Origin of the sequence: Pseudomonas sp. GD03842, assembly GCF_029841165.1 — a bacterium.
Classification (GTDB): domain Bacteria; phylum Pseudomonadota; class Gammaproteobacteria; order Pseudomonadales; family Pseudomonadaceae; genus Aquipseudomonas.
Window position 1 is genome coordinate 20254 of the sequence record NZ_JAOCEA010000013.1, and the last position, 14184, is coordinate 34437.

The window sequence follows — 14184 nt, forward strand, 5'->3', positions numbered from 1 at the left end:
TCCGGCGGCCGCATGTCGCGCGATGTGATGAATGTTGGGGGGCTTAAACCTGGTGCTGGCGCAGGCGCAGTTCGGGTTCATCCCGCGCGGCATTGAGTGCCTCGCAGGCCTCGTTGATGGCGCCTTGGATCTTGGCGGACACCTGAGAGAGGGTGAAACGCGGGATGCGTTCGTAGTTGGCCACCGTGCGCAGCTCGATGCGCGGCAGTGAAGGCAGTAGTGGGCTGTCGATGATCGGCGTGGTTTTCGGGATCAGCGAGCGTTCGCTCAAGCCGATACCGGCACCGGCGTTGATGGCGTTGAACACCGAGAAGTTCGAATCGGAGCTGAAGCTCACACGCGCCTCGATCCCGGCCATGCGCAGCGCGTTTACCGAAATCTCGCGGCAAATGCAGCCTTCGGGAAAATGCACCAACGGCAGGGGTTGCCCGGGTTGCATCAGGGATTGGTCACCGATCCAGTTCAGTTCCTCGTAGCGAATGTGCTCCGCGTTGGCGAGGGTCTGCCCTTCGGGCGTGGCGATGATCACCAGATCCAGATTCCCGTGTTCGACATCGGTGATCAGCAGTTGCGACGTCTTGCAGGTGACGTTCAGGTGGATCGTCGGTTCGAGCGTGTTCAGCGCGCGGATGATGTCGTGGAGAAAGAACAGAGAATAGTCATCGGGTAATCCAAGACGTAATTCGTAGGAGTTGACCTTATCCTTGAGCCTGAACAGGTTGTCGTTCATGGTCAGGATTTTCTCGGCGGTCATGAGAACTTCTTCGCCGATGGGCGTCAGCCTGAATCCATGGTCCCCCCGAATGAACAACTGCAGGTCGAGCAGTTCTTCCAGTTTTTTGATTTGCATGCTGATGGCCGGTGGCGTCTTGCACAGCACAGCGGAAGAGCGAGTGATGCTCCGGGTTTCGCTGACCGACTTGAATGTGCGCCAGAGGTTGGTATCAACATCGAAAATTCGAGACATGCAGTTCTTTCCTGAAGTGGCTGATTTCGGCGGTTGAAATCAGTTCACTACCCGCGTTCGTATAAAGGTAATGGTGATCGCGCAAGCCCGCGCAGGGCGTTTGGTCGTGAGGTTCAGCACTTCCATGGTGGGCCGAATGATCGGTGATGTGCAAGTGCTAGCAAGACGGGAGGAAGCGCATTTGGTCGTGTTTCATACCATGGCGCGCCCTGGCTCGCCGAGGCCGGCAGGCCGAAAGCATCCGGCCTGCCGGGTGATTCATAACGCGTCGAAAAAGGCCAGGCGCGCATGAATCATCTGAAACGCTGCGTGGCGCACCACCTCCGAACGCGCCGGGTGTTGGTCGACCTGTCGCGCCAAGATGGCCAACAGCGTGTCGGCGTGTCCATCATCGCATTCGATGTGCAGCGTGAAGAATCGCAGCCTTTGCCGTTCGATGCCCTGCTGCACGAAACCGCTGACGATGTCGCTGTACATGGCAGGCACAATGGCTTCTGCGCCCAGGCACAATGCCGCCAGGCCGTAGGCAGCTTCGGGCTGTTTGCAGAAGTTCATCATGCTGTCGATCAGCCGCTGAGTCGCGAGATCGGTCGGATGTGCATCGAGTTGCAAATCGAAGTCTTGCAGCATGTCGCGGAAGATCTGCGAATGAGGTGGCTCGGTCACGTCGCCGAAACCCAGCTCCTCGAACAGGTTATCGAACACCTCGAGCACGTCCTCACTGGACTCCAGATTGACCATTAACTGGCAGATGTAGCGGGTGAAGTGTCGGCTGTACTTGCCCTGCTGCACCAGGAAGGCCTTGAGCCGCTCCAGCGACACGTCGCCGTTGCGGCATCCGGTCAGAAAAGGATGGCTGGTGATCTGCGAGATCAATGCCTGCTTCAGGGCAGCCAGGTCTTGAAGGACGTGGGCGCTGGGGTTCCAGTGAGCAATTGGTGTGTCGAGCGGTTGAATCAGGGTGTTCATCAGGCAATCCCTCGCAGCGAGTGGGTGAGTGGGGTGTCAAAGGCCATGGTGCTGAGGCAGGCGCGTTCAAGCGTGTCCAGGCCCTGTTGCAAGGTGGCCGTGTCGATGGTCAGTGGCGGCATCAGCTTGAGGACTTCGTTCTGCGGGCCGCAGGTTTCCACCAGCAGACCCTGTTCGAGACAGGCACCGACCAATGCGCCGGCGACGCTGGCGTCCCGGAACCTCAGGCCCAGGAATATCCCGCGCCCGACGACGTGCGCGTAGCCCGATGGAAAGCCGGAGAGGATCCTTTCGAGCGCGGTGCGCATCAGCGACGCATGCTCGGCGATGGCGTCCTGCAGTTGGCTGTTCTGCCAATAGTCCAAGGCGGCACAGGCGGTGACAAACGCTGGGTTGTTGCCGCGAAAGGTGCCGTTGTGCTCCCCCGCTTCCCAGCAGTCGTGCTCGGGTTTGATCAGCACCAGCGACATCGGCAGACCGTAGCCGCTGATGGACTTCGACAGGCAGATGATGTCCGGAGACAAACCGGCCTGTTCGAAGCTGAAAAAGGTGCCCGTTCGCCCGCACCCTGCCTGGATGTCATCGACAATCAGCAGCGCCCCCAACGCCCGGCACAAACGCTCGATGCGTTGCAGCCAGCCCGGGTGCGCGCAGTTCAGGCCGCCTTCGCCCTGCACCGTCTCCAGGATGATCGCGGCGGGCGCCTCATAACCGCTGCCCGCGGTCTGGTAGAGCGAGGCGATGATTTCGGCGCTGTCGATGTCCGGGCCAAAAAAACCGTCGTAGGGCAGGCGCACGACGTTGGAAAGCTCGACCCCCGCGACGGCGCGTTTATCCGCGTTGGCGGTGGCAGCCAGCGCACCCAGAGACACACCATGAAAACCATGGGTAAAGGCCGCGACGCTCGAGCGGCCGGTAACTTTGCGCGCCAGTTTCAGCGCTGCTTCAACGGCGTTGGTGCCCGTGGGGCCGGTGAATTGCAATTGGTAACGCATGCCTCGGGGCGCGAGGATCACTTGTTCGAAACGCTCGATGAAGCGCGACTTGGCATCGCTGTGAAAATCCAGCGTGGTGGTCACGCCATCCTGTTCGATGTAGGCCAGCAAGTGCTTTTTCAGGTAAGGATTGTTGTGCCCATAATTCAGCGAGCCGGCGCCGGCAAAAAAGTCGATGTAGGGCTGGCCGTCGATGTCCGTGAGGGTTGCCCCGGATGCCGTGGCAAATACCACGTCGCAGCTCCTGCAGTAGGCGCGCACATTGGATTCGAGCCGGTAAATGGAAGTCGGTGTGTTCATAAGGGTCCGTCCTGCGCGGCGTCAGCCGGCGTTGCGCATCATGATGTAGTTGCCCAGCCCGTCTTCCTGGCCATAAAAGATCGACAGCATGTCTTTGATGTCCAGGTGCAGCACGGTGCATTCCGACGCTTCGTTCAGCTCATCCCGAAAGCGGATGTTCAGGTCACGAAACCCCAGATGAGTGAGGGCCTTGATCGGTGTGGTGCGGGTTTCGACGAAACAGTTGGCCAGCACGTTGTAGTTCTTCTCCCTGAGGCAGTGGTGCAGCGCGGCCTTGACCAACGCGGCGAATACGCCATGAGGGTAGGCGGCGAATTTCTGGTCGCGGTATCGAGCCGGAACCATCAGGCGCGCACATTCCACCAGCCGGCCTTGGGCTGATTGGCGAAGGGCGGCGATGTCGATGAAGTTCTCCACCGGCAGGCCCTGATCACCGTCGATGACCATGCGCATCACGCCCACCGGTTCACCGTCAGGCCCGGTGGCCAGCAAGTACACTGAAGTGGCGTGATAACGGTCGGTGCGCGGGTCGGTGTGGTGCTCGTCGAGCCAGCCGAGTTCTTCTTTGTAGACTTCTTCCCAGACCGTGCGGACCTTGGCCAGATCGTCTTCGCTCTGGGCGATGATGACCCGATTGGTGCACCGGTTCGGCATAGGGAAGTCAAGCGCATGTGTTGAGCGGCGCATGGTGCAGACTCCAGAAACGATGGGTGTAGGAAATGAGAAGGAGGGCCGCCGTCATGGCCAGCGCACTGCCTAAGCTCACGATGGTTGCGTCCAGGTATTCGAGCAGGGTGCCGAGCAGCAACGACCCAAGGGGATTGCCGCCCATGAAGAACAGCATCAGTAGCGCCAACACTTGGGCCCTGTTGCGTGGCGGCGCATGTTCCTGGATCAGGGTCTGGCCCATGCTCAGCGCCACGCCACCGAGGAACCCCCAGCCAAACAGCAGCGAGAGCAGCAGCCCACGGTTGAACACGAACGGCAGGGCAGCCAGCAACAGCGCCGCCAACAGGCAGCTAGCGAGCAATGCGCGCGGTTTGTGGCGAAGGCCGCCCGTGACCACCAGTGTCACGACCGAAGCGATCAGCCCGATCATGAACACGGTGTTCGCGGTGGCCAGCAGCGAGGCGTCGCCGCCTGCCAACTGCGAGACATGCAACGGCATGACGACGAAATACGAACCGAGGAAAAAGACCCCGATCAGGCCGTTTATCAAGAGCACGGGAAAGACCACCGGATGGTGTGTCGAGTAGCGCCAGGCCGCGCGCGTTTCGCCCAGCACGGCCGAGCGAGGCTTGGTGGGCGTGCTGGTGGAGATGCGCGACACGCTGAGCGAAGCGGTCACGAACAGCAGTGCCAGCAAGACGAACATCCACCCGATGCCGAGCTCAGGCGCCCGTCCGCCGAGGGCGTAACCGACGATCTGAATGCCGAATTCGATGCCGATGTTGAGCGTGACCCACTTCTGCAACTGGTGCTGCCCGAGCAGGTTCAACCAGGCTTCCCTCGCCGGGGCGCAAAAAGCCGACAATGCGCCGAACAGCAACGAGTACATCAGCACCATCGGATAGCTCAACCAGCCCTGTGCCCCTCCAGCGGCGAACACGAGCGCGAGCAGTCCGGCGCACAGGTAGATCCGCGCCAGCCAACGGCGCAAGGGCTGCCGGTCTGCCAGATAGCCCCCGTAAATCACCAACAACAGCACGGGCAGCATCAGGCACATCTGCGCGATACCGAACTGAAAGGGCGAGACGCGAAGCACGCTGAGCAAGACCCACGGCAAAAAAATGCTGTGGATGCCGACACCGATGAACCACAGGCCGGAGCCGCCAAGGAACAGCGCGATATCGCGGGTTGCTCCGAGTGAAGGGGTGATGTTCAAGACGCTGACCTCGGTGTGGCCCCCGCGAGCGAGGGCCGTGACACGTCAGGCGACGCGGAAGTGTTTTTGGTGTTCGTTCGGGTTCGCCCATTGCCCATCGAACTCGAAGATGCCGTTGTCGAAGGTCGAGCCGTCGAACCAGTAATACTTGGGCATGGCCGGCAGCGGTGTGCTGTAAGGGGCGCCTTCCAGGTCGCAGAGCATCAGCGCCGAACGGCACAGGATCAGGTAGTGAGACGCGGTAGGCGCGATCGACAGGATCGGCACATTGCCGGTGTCCTGCATCCAGCCGTAGATGTCGGGGATGCTCGGGAAGCGCGGCTGGTAGGACGCTTGTAGCTTCACGAGCTTATCCACCAGGTCAGGCGTCATCTGCACGTCTTCAGGAATGCCATAAAAGTCTTCCAGCGTGAGACCGTCCTTCTCGAACTTGTAGATGTTGGCGCCCCAGCCCACGACAGAAGAGGCCAACATGCCTTTGCATTTCGCCGATTTGCGATAGGCGCGATGCAGGGCGTAGCGTTCGCCGATGCTGTAGAAGTCCATCTGGTCCAGCACCAGATCGCAGCCGTCGACGAAGGCATCCGCGGTGTGTTTTTGAATGCCCTCGGGATAGACCTCAAGCGTCACGTCACCGGCCAGTTTGTGGACTTCTTCGGCCACCACCAGGGCCTTGTTGCGGCCTACGGTGGAAACCGAAGCGCCAAACTGACGGTTGATGTTGCTGATCTCGAACGAGTCCGGATCGGCGATCTTGATGTGCCTCACACCCAGACGCGCCAGCCCCAGCGCTACAGCGCCCCCGATGCCGCCAGCCCCTGCCACGCCCACTACGGCGTTGGAGAGCTTGGCCTGGTTCGCGACCTGTTGCTCGGGCGTATTTCCCAGAAAACAACCGCTGCGCGAGACGCGCTCCTGGTACACCTGTTCATTGAGGACGCCTTGCAGCGTAACGATGCGTGCTTTCTTCAGCATGATGGTGCTCCTTTTCTCAATTGCGGCCGACGCAAAAACTGCAGGTCAATGCCAGTGGGGTATAAGTGCCGTCCAGAAACAGTTGAACTTCGCGGTACAGTTCAAAACGCTTTTTTTCGAACAACATGGCGTGGGTGCCTTTATCAATAAGTACCGAGCGCTTGCTGGGGGCATTTACTAAATGGCTGTATAGCCAGTCCGTATCTTCGCGAGGGGTCAATACATGGTCGTAATCACCGCGGATAATTAATACCGGGACTGTGATAGTTGCCGGGTCCCAATAAGTACCGTGCCACGCGTCATAAATATCCTGGGCGAATCCGCCGGGAACTTTGATCGTGCCCTGTGGCGTGCCACGCTCGGAGAGCGAGTCTTTTGGCCACTGAGCCATGAAGTCCTTTTCCAGTTGCACCTCGGTGCCTGGCGGTCGGTCGTCGGTGAGCATCGCCAGGCGCTTGTCCATGGGGATCTCGTAGAAGTTCTGTCTCGGTCTGTCGGCGCTGCCGAACAGGCTTTTGATGATCGCTGGATCGATGTTGTCCCTTCGCACGATGGGCGAGTTGAACACCACCTTCTCCAGCTTTTCGGGGTGGGCGGTGGCGTAGTAGCCCGCTGGAATCGCACCGCGCGAGGTTGCGATAAGGGTCAGTTGGGTGGCGCCGCTCTGCTTGAGGATGAAGTCGACCGCAGCGTCCAGCACCGGCACCAGGCTCTTTGCATTGCCCACGGGATCGGCCGTGGTCTGGGCCTTGGACTTGCGCATTTCGGGGTAGTCGTCCGAGCGGCCATAACCGGGCAGGTCGATCACCCAGGCGTCCCGCCCGGAATTGGCGACATCCCTCGACCAGGAATAACCGTCGATGGGATAACCTGCCGATAACTTGCCGGAGATCGTGGCGCCGTGAACGAAAAGTACAATTTGAGATTGTTTGGGTACCGACTGTTGCGGGCCCGTGGCGGGGTCGTGCCATAGCGCAACTTTCATTGAAGTGCCCGGCAGATTGAATGTGCTAAGTGCTGTTTCGGGCGGTGAGTGAGTTGAGTGAGTGTTTTGCGTTACTTGTTCGGAAAATGCAGTTGTACAGGCGAGCGAAAGCAATAAAGCGGTTACGGTCCGTTTCATGAAAGTGCGTCCAAGGCAAAAGGTGGGGCAAGACTTTCATGATCGTTCCGCGCTGTCTTTTCATGATTTTTGAAATCGATTCAATTTTTTTGAATGGGGTACCGGCGCGAGGCGCTTTAGTCTTGCACCCAGGAGGACGCCATTCATGAATGCAAGCAAGCGCTTCAACGATCTGCACAGGCCCGGTAGCCCCATGTTTGTGATGCCAAATGCCTGGGACGAGGGCAGCGCGCGACTGATCGAACAACTGGAATACCCCACCCTGGGGACCACCAGCGCAGGGATTGCCTATGCCCACGGGTACGGCGATTCATCGGTGACGATGGACAACCAGTTTCGTTTCGACGCCATCGACCGCATCGTGCGCGCCGTGCGGATTCCGGTCAGCGCGGACCTGGAAAACGGTCTGGCGAAAACCGCCGAAGGGGTGGAGAGCAACTTCCGACAGGTTTCCGATATGGGATGTGGCGGTGCCTCCATCGAAGACATCGCCGATTACAGCTCGCCGCAGGGCCCGCTTTTCTTCAGCGTCGAACAGGCCAGCGAGCGGGTGATTGCGGCGTGTGAAGCGGTGCGCACCCGTAATCCGCATTTTGTGGTCACGGCGCGAACTGACTACTTGCTCGGGTCTCATGAATATTCGTTGAGCGAAGTCATCAGGCGCCTCACCGCGTTCGAAGCAGCGGGTGCCGACTGCCTGTTCGCGCCGGGTCTGCGCAGCATGGAGGATTTGAAGACGGTGCAAAGCGAGCTGAGCAAGCCGATCAACGTGCTCCCTGCCAAACGCATGACCCTCGATCGATTGCGCGCGGCGGGCATTCAGCGCGTGAGCCTCGGCAGCTCATTGTTTCGTGCGGCCTACAAACAGATCGCGATGGTCCTGGCGGAGTTGGATCAGGTCACCGGAATGGATTACATGCAGCGGGCGTTGGCGCCCGGGCATCTTGAAAAAATAATGCGCTGACCGGCCCCATCCTGCGCACGCGTGGTTGCGCAGGATGGGTGGCTACCGTGGCGGCTGATCCACTGTAGGGACACGCTTCGGCCTTTATGCAAACACGAAGTACTTGCGCACGGTCTCAACCACTTCCCACGTGCCTTTCATTCCGGGCTCGACGATGAACTTGTCACCGGCTCGCAGGTGAATGGGCTCTTTGCCTTCCGGCGTGATGATGCAATAGCCCTCCTGGAAGTCGCAGTACTCCCACTTCACATACTCGACATACCACTTGCCCGGCGTGCAGATCCAAGTGCCCATGATTTTTTGGCCGTCGACGCTGGTGTAGGCGTTGAGGTTGACGGTATGCGGGTCGCCGCCGATGCGTTCCCATTTGCACGCGTCGACGACGGGCACCGGTGTGGTATCGCGAAGAACAATGATCGAGTCGCTCATGAAAGCTCCATACGAGGTGGCGAAAGAGGGGTGAATGGCGCTCGCACACCTTAGGGGGCCCGGTGGGCGCTCAGTTGTCTGTGCTCGACATCGGGGTGTCTGGAAGCGCAACGGTGCTCGCCGGTGTTGTCCGGGAGGGCGTCTTGATTACCCCTCCCAGCGAGCAGGGGATGACGGTCGAAAGCGGCTTGCTCACGCCACCCTTGCAGCTCGGTTCGGATTCTGAAGGCAATAATGACTTAGAGATTCGTGACTTTAACGCAAATGTTTTTTGCTCTGACGCAGGTTATTCAACGCGTGTTGAACCGCTATCCTGCCGTCCATTACCTATCCATTCTCCCTGACTGATCCCCCGCATGGCCCACTTTGAGTCGGCCAGCGCTTGGGTAGTGACGAGGTGCTTTCATGAAAAAAATACTCTTCATCAATGGCGGCAAGCAGTTCGCTCACTCCGATGGCCGTTACAACGCGACCTTGCACGAAGCGGGCATCGCTTTCATGGACCGTGCCGGATTCGACGTGAAGCAGACCTTCATCGACGGTGGCTACGACGTCGCCGAGGAAGTGCAGAAATTCCTCTGGGCCGATGTCATCGTGTGGCAAATGCCGGGGTGGTGGATGGGCGCGCCCTGGACCGTGAAGAAGTACATCGACGAAGTCTTCACAGAGGGCCACGGAAGCTTGTACGCCAACGATGGCCGTACCCGCTCCGACAGTTCCCAGAAGTACGGCAGCGGCGGCTTGCTTCATGGCAAACAGTACATGATCTCGGCCACTTGGAACGCTCCCCAGCAGGCATTCGACGACCCGACCGATTTCTTCGAAGCCAAGGGTGTAGACGCCGTTTACTTTCCGTTCCACAAGGCCAACCAGTTCCTGGGCATGGCCGGCTTGCCGACCTTCCTGGCTGTGGACGTGATGAAAGTGCCGAACATCGAACTCGATGTGAAGCGCTACGAGGCTCACCTCGCCTCGGTGTTCGGCGTCTGAAACGTGTCGTGCGGGGTTTCGCCGCACGGCACACCGGGCCTCACTTCACGCCGTTCAAAAACAGGGTGGCGTGTTTGACGAACAGTTCCGGATATTGATAGATCGCGCCGTGATTCGAATCCGGGTAGATCACCAATTGGGCGTTCGGCAGGTTCTGTTGCAGCGTCACGTCGTTCACGGTGTAGAACACGATGTCGTTGCTGCCGGCCACTACCAGCGTAGGCTGATGAATGTTCTTGAGGTAGTCGTTGGCGTGCTCCGCTGGAGCGCCCCAGCCGGCGATCGCGGCGGCTTGCGCGGGGGCCGTCTTGTCGTTGACGTCGACGTCGCGGTTAACCTTGCGCGCCCGCAGCCGCGTCAGGAATTCCCGCCCCGATGCCTGGCTTTCGGCGCTTTGGGTGAAGAATACGTCGAGCAACAGTTCGTCCGGCACTTCGCGTTTCTTGGCCAGATACCCCTGAAACTCCGGTGTGAGCGAAGCCATCCCTACACCCGCGCGAGGGGATGAACCGACCAGAATCAGGCGACGCACCACATCAGGATGATCGAGCGCCACCTGCTGAGCGATCAGACTGCCCATCGAAAACCCCAGCAAGTCGGCTTTTTTCACGCCCAGCGCCTGGAGCAGGCCAGCGGCGTATTTGGCCATATCTTGGATGTTGTTCGGCACCTGGCCGCTCGAGCTGGCAACGCCTGCGTTGTCAAAGAGAATGACTTCGCGATCACGGGCGAAGCCGTCGATGACTTCGGGGTCCCAGCTGTCCAGATTGCCGACGAAGTGCTGAAGAAACACCAATGGCACGCCCCCTGTTTTGCCGAAACGTCGATAGGCGAGTTGGGCGCCGTCCACATTGACGAATTGAGTCGGGGCGGTCTGATGGGTGTAATGGCTGCCTGCTTTGCCAGCTACGCGGGTGGTATCGGCGTGAGCCGTCATCAGCGTGCAGGCGGAGGCGAGCGCAACGATGGTCAGGGCGTGACGCAACGCACGACGAGGGGTGTAAACGGTCATGAACAGTCTCTTCAAAGCGTGAGGTGAAGGGGTGGGGTGCCCTGATGCTGTGCCGCTCAGGGCGGGAAGAATCAAGCTGGATTACGCACGCTCGGACGCTGCTGTACGTTGGCTTGCCAGGATTTCAGCGCGGTGCATTCATCCGGAATGTCGATATTGGCGAAACCGGCGAAGATCAGGCCCCCGAGCACGGTAATGTCGGCCATCGAGAAGTGATCCCCGGCAACGTAGGGCTGGCTACGCAGCACGTGGTCGAAATATTTCATCCCGGCCACTGCCTTGTCGCGCTGGCGGTTGCCCCACTCGACGCGGCCTTCCCACTCGGGGCTCTTGTACGGTTGCAGCGCAGCACCCAGGCCAGGCGTCGCGTGGTGGAAGTAAAAGCCGACCGGGTCGGCAAGCTCGGACTCGGCGCGTTTCTGCATCATGTGAATGATCGCTTTTTCCTTCGGGGTCTTACCGGTCAGCGTCGGGTTGCCGTCGAGATTATCGAGGTATTCAGTGATGGCCGTGCACTCGGAGATGTATGTCCCATCATCCAGTTGCAATACGGGGACGGTTCCGGTGGGGTTGATCGCCAGAAACGGCGGCTGTTTGTGTTCGGCGGCGGGCAAGTCCACCTTGATGAACTCCACGCTCGACGCCAGACCTTTTTCCGCAAGAACGATTCGGATGCGCAAAGGATTGGGAAAACCGGGAATATCGAAAACTTTCATGCGAGTTCCATAGCTGTCTATCTATCGGTAGGTATACACTGCGCTGAGATGATTTCGCCTGTCAACGTCTATCTATCGATAGGAAGGTAAATTTATGACGATGGATACTCGGGAAACGATCATGACGGTCGCCCGAAAAATGGTTCAAACCCGCGGCTACAATGGCCTGAGCTTTCGCGAATTGGCCAAGGAAGTGGGTATCAAAAGTGCCAGCATTCACTACCATTTCCCTACCAAGGGGGATCTGGGCAGCGCGTTGGCCCGACGCTACACCGAAGACGGCATCGCCTATCTGAGCGGTTTGCGCGAGGATTCCGACGACCTGAACCTCTGGATGAAGGGCTACACCGAGATTTTTCGCATGGCGCTGGTCAACGATAATCGGATGTGTCTATGCGGCATCATGGCCGCCGAGTACGACGATCTTCCCTCCGAAGTCCGGGTTGAAGTCGACAACTTCACGGACGTCAACGTGCGCTGGTTGAGCGACGTGCTTTCGGTCTGTCGGCCTCAGTTGACCGACGATGAGCGATTGAGCCAGGCGCTGGCGATCTACGCAGCGGTGGAAGGGGCACAGTTGGTGGCTCGCGGGCGTGGCGATATCGCCGTCTTCGATACCACGATCCAGGCCTATCGAACTGCAGGGCTGCTGCCGTGATGCGGATGGTGTTTGCTGGTGCCGCGTTTCCACAGCCACGACGTACAACGGAGAATGACCTTGAAAGCCCGATCCGATGAGCTGCAGGTGTTCGTGTCTGTGATCGAAAGCGGCTCTATCTCCGCTGCTGCCGAACAGATGAACCAGACGCCGTCGGCGATCAGCCGCACGCTGTCCCGTCTTGAAAACAAGCTCGACACGACATTGATCAACCGTACCACTCGGCGGATGGACCTGACCGAGGAAGGCAAATTCTTTCTCGAGCGGGCGCGGCAGATCCTGGCGCAGATGGAAGACCTGGAAGAGCGCCTGTCTCTTCGGCAACAGACGCCCTCCGGGCGTTTGCGAATCAATGCAGCATTTCCGTTCGTGCTGCATTCCATCGTTCCGTACGTGGCAGAGTTTCGGGCGTTGTATCCAGAAATTCAGCTGGAGCTGAACAGCAACGACGTGATCATCGACCTGCTGGAGCAGAGCACCGACGTCGCCATTCGTATCGGAGACCTGGCCGACTCGACGCTGCACGCGCGCTCCCTGGGCACCAGCCCACTGAACATCTTGGCCAGCCCCGAGTACCTGAAAAAACACGGCACACCCAGGACAGTCGATGACTTGAACGGGCACGCCTTGCTGGGTTTCACCCAGACCGAAACGCTCAACCACTGGCCGTTGCGACATGCCGATGGCGAGCAGTTTCTCATTCGGCCCACCGTGGCAGCCTCCAGCGGTGAAACCCTGCGCCACCTGGCGCTGGCGGGCGAAGGCATCGTCTGCCTGTCGCACTTCATGACCCATGAAGACATTCGTCAGGGGCGCCTGGAGGTCGTATTGCCCGACGCGAACAATGGCTACCGTCAGCCTATCCACGCGGTTTATTACCGCAATTCCCAATTGGCGCTGAGAATTCAGTGCTTTCTGGACTTTATCCAGCAGAAGTTGCTGCGGTACGCGGCGTGAGATTCACGGTTTGCGCCTTCAACGGCGTCTCGTGCGATCACGCCGTGCGATGACCTCTGGACAAGGGAGGAAGCGATCTTTGCCACACACGCAAAGGTCATTTGGTTCGATGCTGGTTTTTTTCAACAGTGGGGCCGTAGTTCCATGGGCGCATTCCATTCGATTCAACGGAGGCATTCATGAACGTTTTCATTACCGGCGCGGCGGGTTTCATCGGCGGTTCCATCGCCACGGGTCTGGTCCAGAAAGGCCATCACGTTACGGGTCTGGTGCGCAGTGCCGAACAGGCGGAAGAATTAACGGCGTTGGGTATTGTCCCGGTCGTCGGGACGCTCGACGACAAGGCCTTGCTGATCGAGCAGGCACGCCGGGCTGATGCGGTGATCAATGCCGCCAGCAGTGATCACTTGGGCGCTGTCCAGGCGCTGATCGAAGGGCTCGAAGGATCTGACAAGCCGTTGCTGCACACCAGCGGCTCCAGCATCGTCGGCGATGCTTCGGGCGGTGAGCATTCTGAAGTGATCTATTACGAAGACAACCTGCCAGCGCCGACCTCCGACAAAGCGGCTCGCGTCGCCATCGATGATCGGGTGCTCGCCTCTGCCCAAGAGGGCGTGCGCTCGGCCGTGCTCTGCAACACCTTGATCTACGGCCACAGCCTGGGCGTGAACCGCGACAGCGTGCAACTGCCACGTCTGGTCAAACAGGCTCGCAAGAGCGGGGTCGTCCGGCACGTCGGCAGCGGCGGCAATATCTGGTCGAATGTGCACATCAACGATGTGGTCGAGCTTTACGCACTGGCGCTGGAAAAGAACCCGGCTGGCACCTTCTATTTCGTTGAAAGCGGCGAAGCGTCATTTCTGGACATGAGCAATGCCATCGCACAGGCCATGGGGCTTGGCAAGGCGCAGGACTGGCCGCTCAAAGACGCTGAAGCCGAGTGGGGTTACGAGATGGCCAATTATGGCTTGGGCTCCAACAGCCGCGTGCGTGGCAAGCATGCTCGGGAATTGTTGGGCTGGGCTCCGAAAACCACCTCGGTGATCGACTGGATCAAACACGACATGATCAAGAACTGAGTTGCGGTGGTAGGCGCGCGCTTGCCCGCGATGGCGTCCTTTCTGACACAGTGCTGTCGGTCAACCAAACGCACTCGCGGGCAAGCGCGCGCCTACAGATATCACGTTGAATGATCGTTCCCATGCTCTGCGTGGGAACGATCAAGGCGCCGGGCCGGGGGGCGG

15 protein-coding genes are annotated in these 14184 nt (G+C 59.4%); 5 read left to right on the forward strand and 10 right to left on the reverse strand.

Features of this window, described 5'->3' with window-relative positions:
• Window positions 1-43: 43 nt before the first annotated feature.
• The 7 genes from N5D61_RS18475 to N5D61_RS18505 form a co-directional block, all read right to left on the reverse strand.
• A complete protein-coding gene (locus N5D61_RS18475; protein ID WP_108236009.1) occupies window positions 44-967 on the reverse strand; it encodes a LysR family transcriptional regulator in 924 nt (307 codons plus the stop codon).
• Window positions 968-1225: 258 nt separating this feature from the next.
• Window positions 1226-1936 (reverse strand): iron-containing redox enzyme family protein, encoded by a 711-nt coding sequence (locus N5D61_RS18480; RefSeq protein WP_279893782.1) that lies wholly within the window; start codon window positions 1934-1936, stop codon window positions 1226-1228.
• Window positions 1936-3231 (reverse strand): diaminobutyrate--2-oxoglutarate transaminase, encoded by a 1296-nt coding sequence (ectB, locus tag N5D61_RS18485; protein WP_279893783.1) that lies wholly within the window; start codon window positions 3229-3231, stop codon window positions 1936-1938. Before ectB ends, N5D61_RS18480 begins: the two co-directional genes overlap by 1 nt.
• A gap of 21 nt (window positions 3232-3252) precedes the next feature.
• Window positions 3253-3918 (reverse strand): GNAT family N-acyltransferase, encoded by a 666-nt coding sequence (locus N5D61_RS18490; RefSeq protein WP_279893784.1) that lies wholly within the window; start codon window positions 3916-3918, stop codon window positions 3253-3255.
• Complete coding sequence (locus N5D61_RS18495; RefSeq protein ID WP_279893785.1) at window positions 3893-5116, reverse strand: MFS transporter; 1224 nt, start codon at window positions 5114-5116, stop codon at window positions 3893-3895. Before N5D61_RS18495 ends, N5D61_RS18490 begins: the two co-directional genes overlap by 26 nt.
• Before the next feature lie 45 nt (window positions 5117-5161).
• Window positions 5162-6091 carry a ThiF family adenylyltransferase gene (locus N5D61_RS18500; RefSeq protein ID WP_279893786.1) on the reverse strand — a complete coding sequence of 310 codons (930 nt, stop codon included), beginning with the start codon at window positions 6089-6091 and terminating at the stop codon, window positions 5162-5164.
• Between the two features lie 16 nt (window positions 6092-6107).
• Window positions 6108-7214 carry an alpha/beta hydrolase gene (locus N5D61_RS18505; RefSeq protein ID WP_279893787.1) on the reverse strand — a complete coding sequence of 369 codons (1107 nt, stop codon included), beginning with the start codon at window positions 7212-7214 and terminating at the stop codon, window positions 6108-6110.
• A 145-nt stretch (window positions 7215-7359) separates the two neighbouring features.
• Between N5D61_RS18505 and N5D61_RS18510 the strand changes: the two genes are divergently transcribed.
• Complete coding sequence (locus N5D61_RS18510) at window positions 7360-8178, forward strand: isocitrate lyase/phosphoenolpyruvate mutase family protein (RefSeq protein ID WP_279893788.1); 819 nt, start codon at window positions 7360-7362, stop codon at window positions 8176-8178.
• An 84-nt stretch (window positions 8179-8262) separates the two neighbouring features.
• Here N5D61_RS18510 and N5D61_RS18515 read toward each other — a convergent pair whose 3' ends face one another.
• On the reverse strand, window positions 8263-8607 hold the full coding sequence (locus N5D61_RS18515; protein WP_279893789.1) for a cupin domain-containing protein: 345 nt from the start codon (window positions 8605-8607) through the stop codon (window positions 8263-8265).
• Window positions 8608-9012: 405 nt separating this feature from the next.
• Here N5D61_RS18515 and N5D61_RS18520 point away from each other — a divergent pair, with 405 nt between their 5' ends.
• Window positions 9013-9597, forward strand: a complete 585-nt coding sequence (locus tag N5D61_RS18520; RefSeq protein ID WP_279893790.1) for an NAD(P)H-dependent oxidoreductase — start codon at window positions 9013-9015, stop codon at window positions 9595-9597.
• Window positions 9598-9637: 40 nt separating this feature from the next.
• On the opposite strand, the gene N5D61_RS18525 is transcribed toward N5D61_RS18520, so the two are convergent.
• The gene (locus N5D61_RS18525; RefSeq protein WP_279893791.1) at window positions 9638-10609 is read right to left on the reverse strand and encodes an alpha/beta hydrolase; all 972 of its coding nucleotides are present in this window, start codon (window positions 10607-10609) and stop codon (window positions 9638-9640) included.
• Between the two features lie 71 nt (window positions 10610-10680).
• Window positions 10681-11325, reverse strand: coding sequence for a glutathione S-transferase (locus N5D61_RS18530; protein WP_279893792.1), 645 nt, complete (start codon window positions 11323-11325; stop codon window positions 10681-10683).
• A gap of 94 nt (window positions 11326-11419) precedes the next feature.
• Here N5D61_RS18530 and N5D61_RS18535 point away from each other — a divergent pair, with 94 nt between their 5' ends.
• From N5D61_RS18535 to N5D61_RS18545, 3 genes are all read left to right on the forward strand, one after another.
• Entirely contained in the window at window positions 11420-11983 is a 564-nt protein-coding gene (locus N5D61_RS18535; RefSeq protein WP_279893793.1) for a TetR/AcrR family transcriptional regulator, read from the forward strand.
• Between the two features lie 60 nt (window positions 11984-12043).
• Window positions 12044-12940 (forward strand): LysR family transcriptional regulator, encoded by an 897-nt coding sequence (locus N5D61_RS18540; RefSeq protein ID WP_279893794.1) that lies wholly within the window; start codon window positions 12044-12046, stop codon window positions 12938-12940.
• A gap of 179 nt (window positions 12941-13119) precedes the next feature.
• Window positions 13120-14019, forward strand: a complete 900-nt coding sequence (locus N5D61_RS18545) for an NAD-dependent epimerase/dehydratase family protein (RefSeq protein ID WP_279893795.1) — start codon at window positions 13120-13122, stop codon at window positions 14017-14019.
• Window positions 14020-14184: the final 165 nt, after the last annotated feature.

Excerpts from the sequence above, each read along its gene's own strand:
- N5D61_RS18510 (WP_279893788.1), top strand. The coding sequence starts at position 7,360 with ATGAATGCAAGCAAGCGCTTCAACGATCTGCACAGGCCCGGTAGCCCC.
- N5D61_RS18505 (WP_279893787.1), bottom strand. The coding sequence starts at position 7,214 with ATGAAACGGACCGTAACCGCTTTATTGCTTTCGCTCGCCTGTACAACT.
- N5D61_RS18535 (WP_279893793.1), top strand. The coding sequence starts at position 11,420 with ATGACGATGGATACTCGGGAAACGATCATGACGGTCGCCCGAAAAATG.
- N5D61_RS18475 (WP_108236009.1), bottom strand. The coding sequence starts at position 967 with ATGTCTCGAATTTTCGATGTTGATACCAACCTCTGGCGCACATTCAAG.
- N5D61_RS18545 (WP_279893795.1), top strand. The coding sequence starts at position 13,120 with ATGAACGTTTTCATTACCGGCGCGGCGGGTTTCATCGGCGGTTCCATC.
- N5D61_RS18480 (WP_279893782.1), bottom strand. The coding sequence starts at position 1,936 with ATGAACACCCTGATTCAACCGCTCGACACACCAATTGCTCACTGGAAC.
- N5D61_RS18530 (WP_279893792.1), bottom strand. The coding sequence starts at position 11,325 with ATGAAAGTTTTCGATATTCCCGGTTTTCCCAATCCTTTGCGCATCCGA.
- N5D61_RS18490 (WP_279893784.1), bottom strand. The coding sequence starts at position 3,918 with ATGCGCCGCTCAACACATGCGCTTGACTTCCCTATGCCGAACCGGTGC.
- N5D61_RS18520 (WP_279893790.1), top strand. The coding sequence starts at position 9,013 with ATGAAAAAAATACTCTTCATCAATGGCGGCAAGCAGTTCGCTCACTCC.
- N5D61_RS18500 (WP_279893786.1), bottom strand. The coding sequence starts at position 6,091 with ATGCTGAAGAAAGCACGCATCGTTACGCTGCAAGGCGTCCTCAATGAA.
- N5D61_RS18525 (WP_279893791.1), bottom strand. The coding sequence starts at position 10,609 with ATGACCGTTTACACCCCTCGTCGTGCGTTGCGTCACGCCCTGACCATC.
- N5D61_RS18515 (WP_279893789.1), bottom strand. The coding sequence starts at position 8,607 with ATGAGCGACTCGATCATTGTTCTTCGCGATACCACACCGGTGCCCGTC.
- ectB (WP_279893783.1), bottom strand. The coding sequence starts at position 3,231 with ATGAACACACCGACTTCCATTTACCGGCTCGAATCCAATGTGCGCGCC.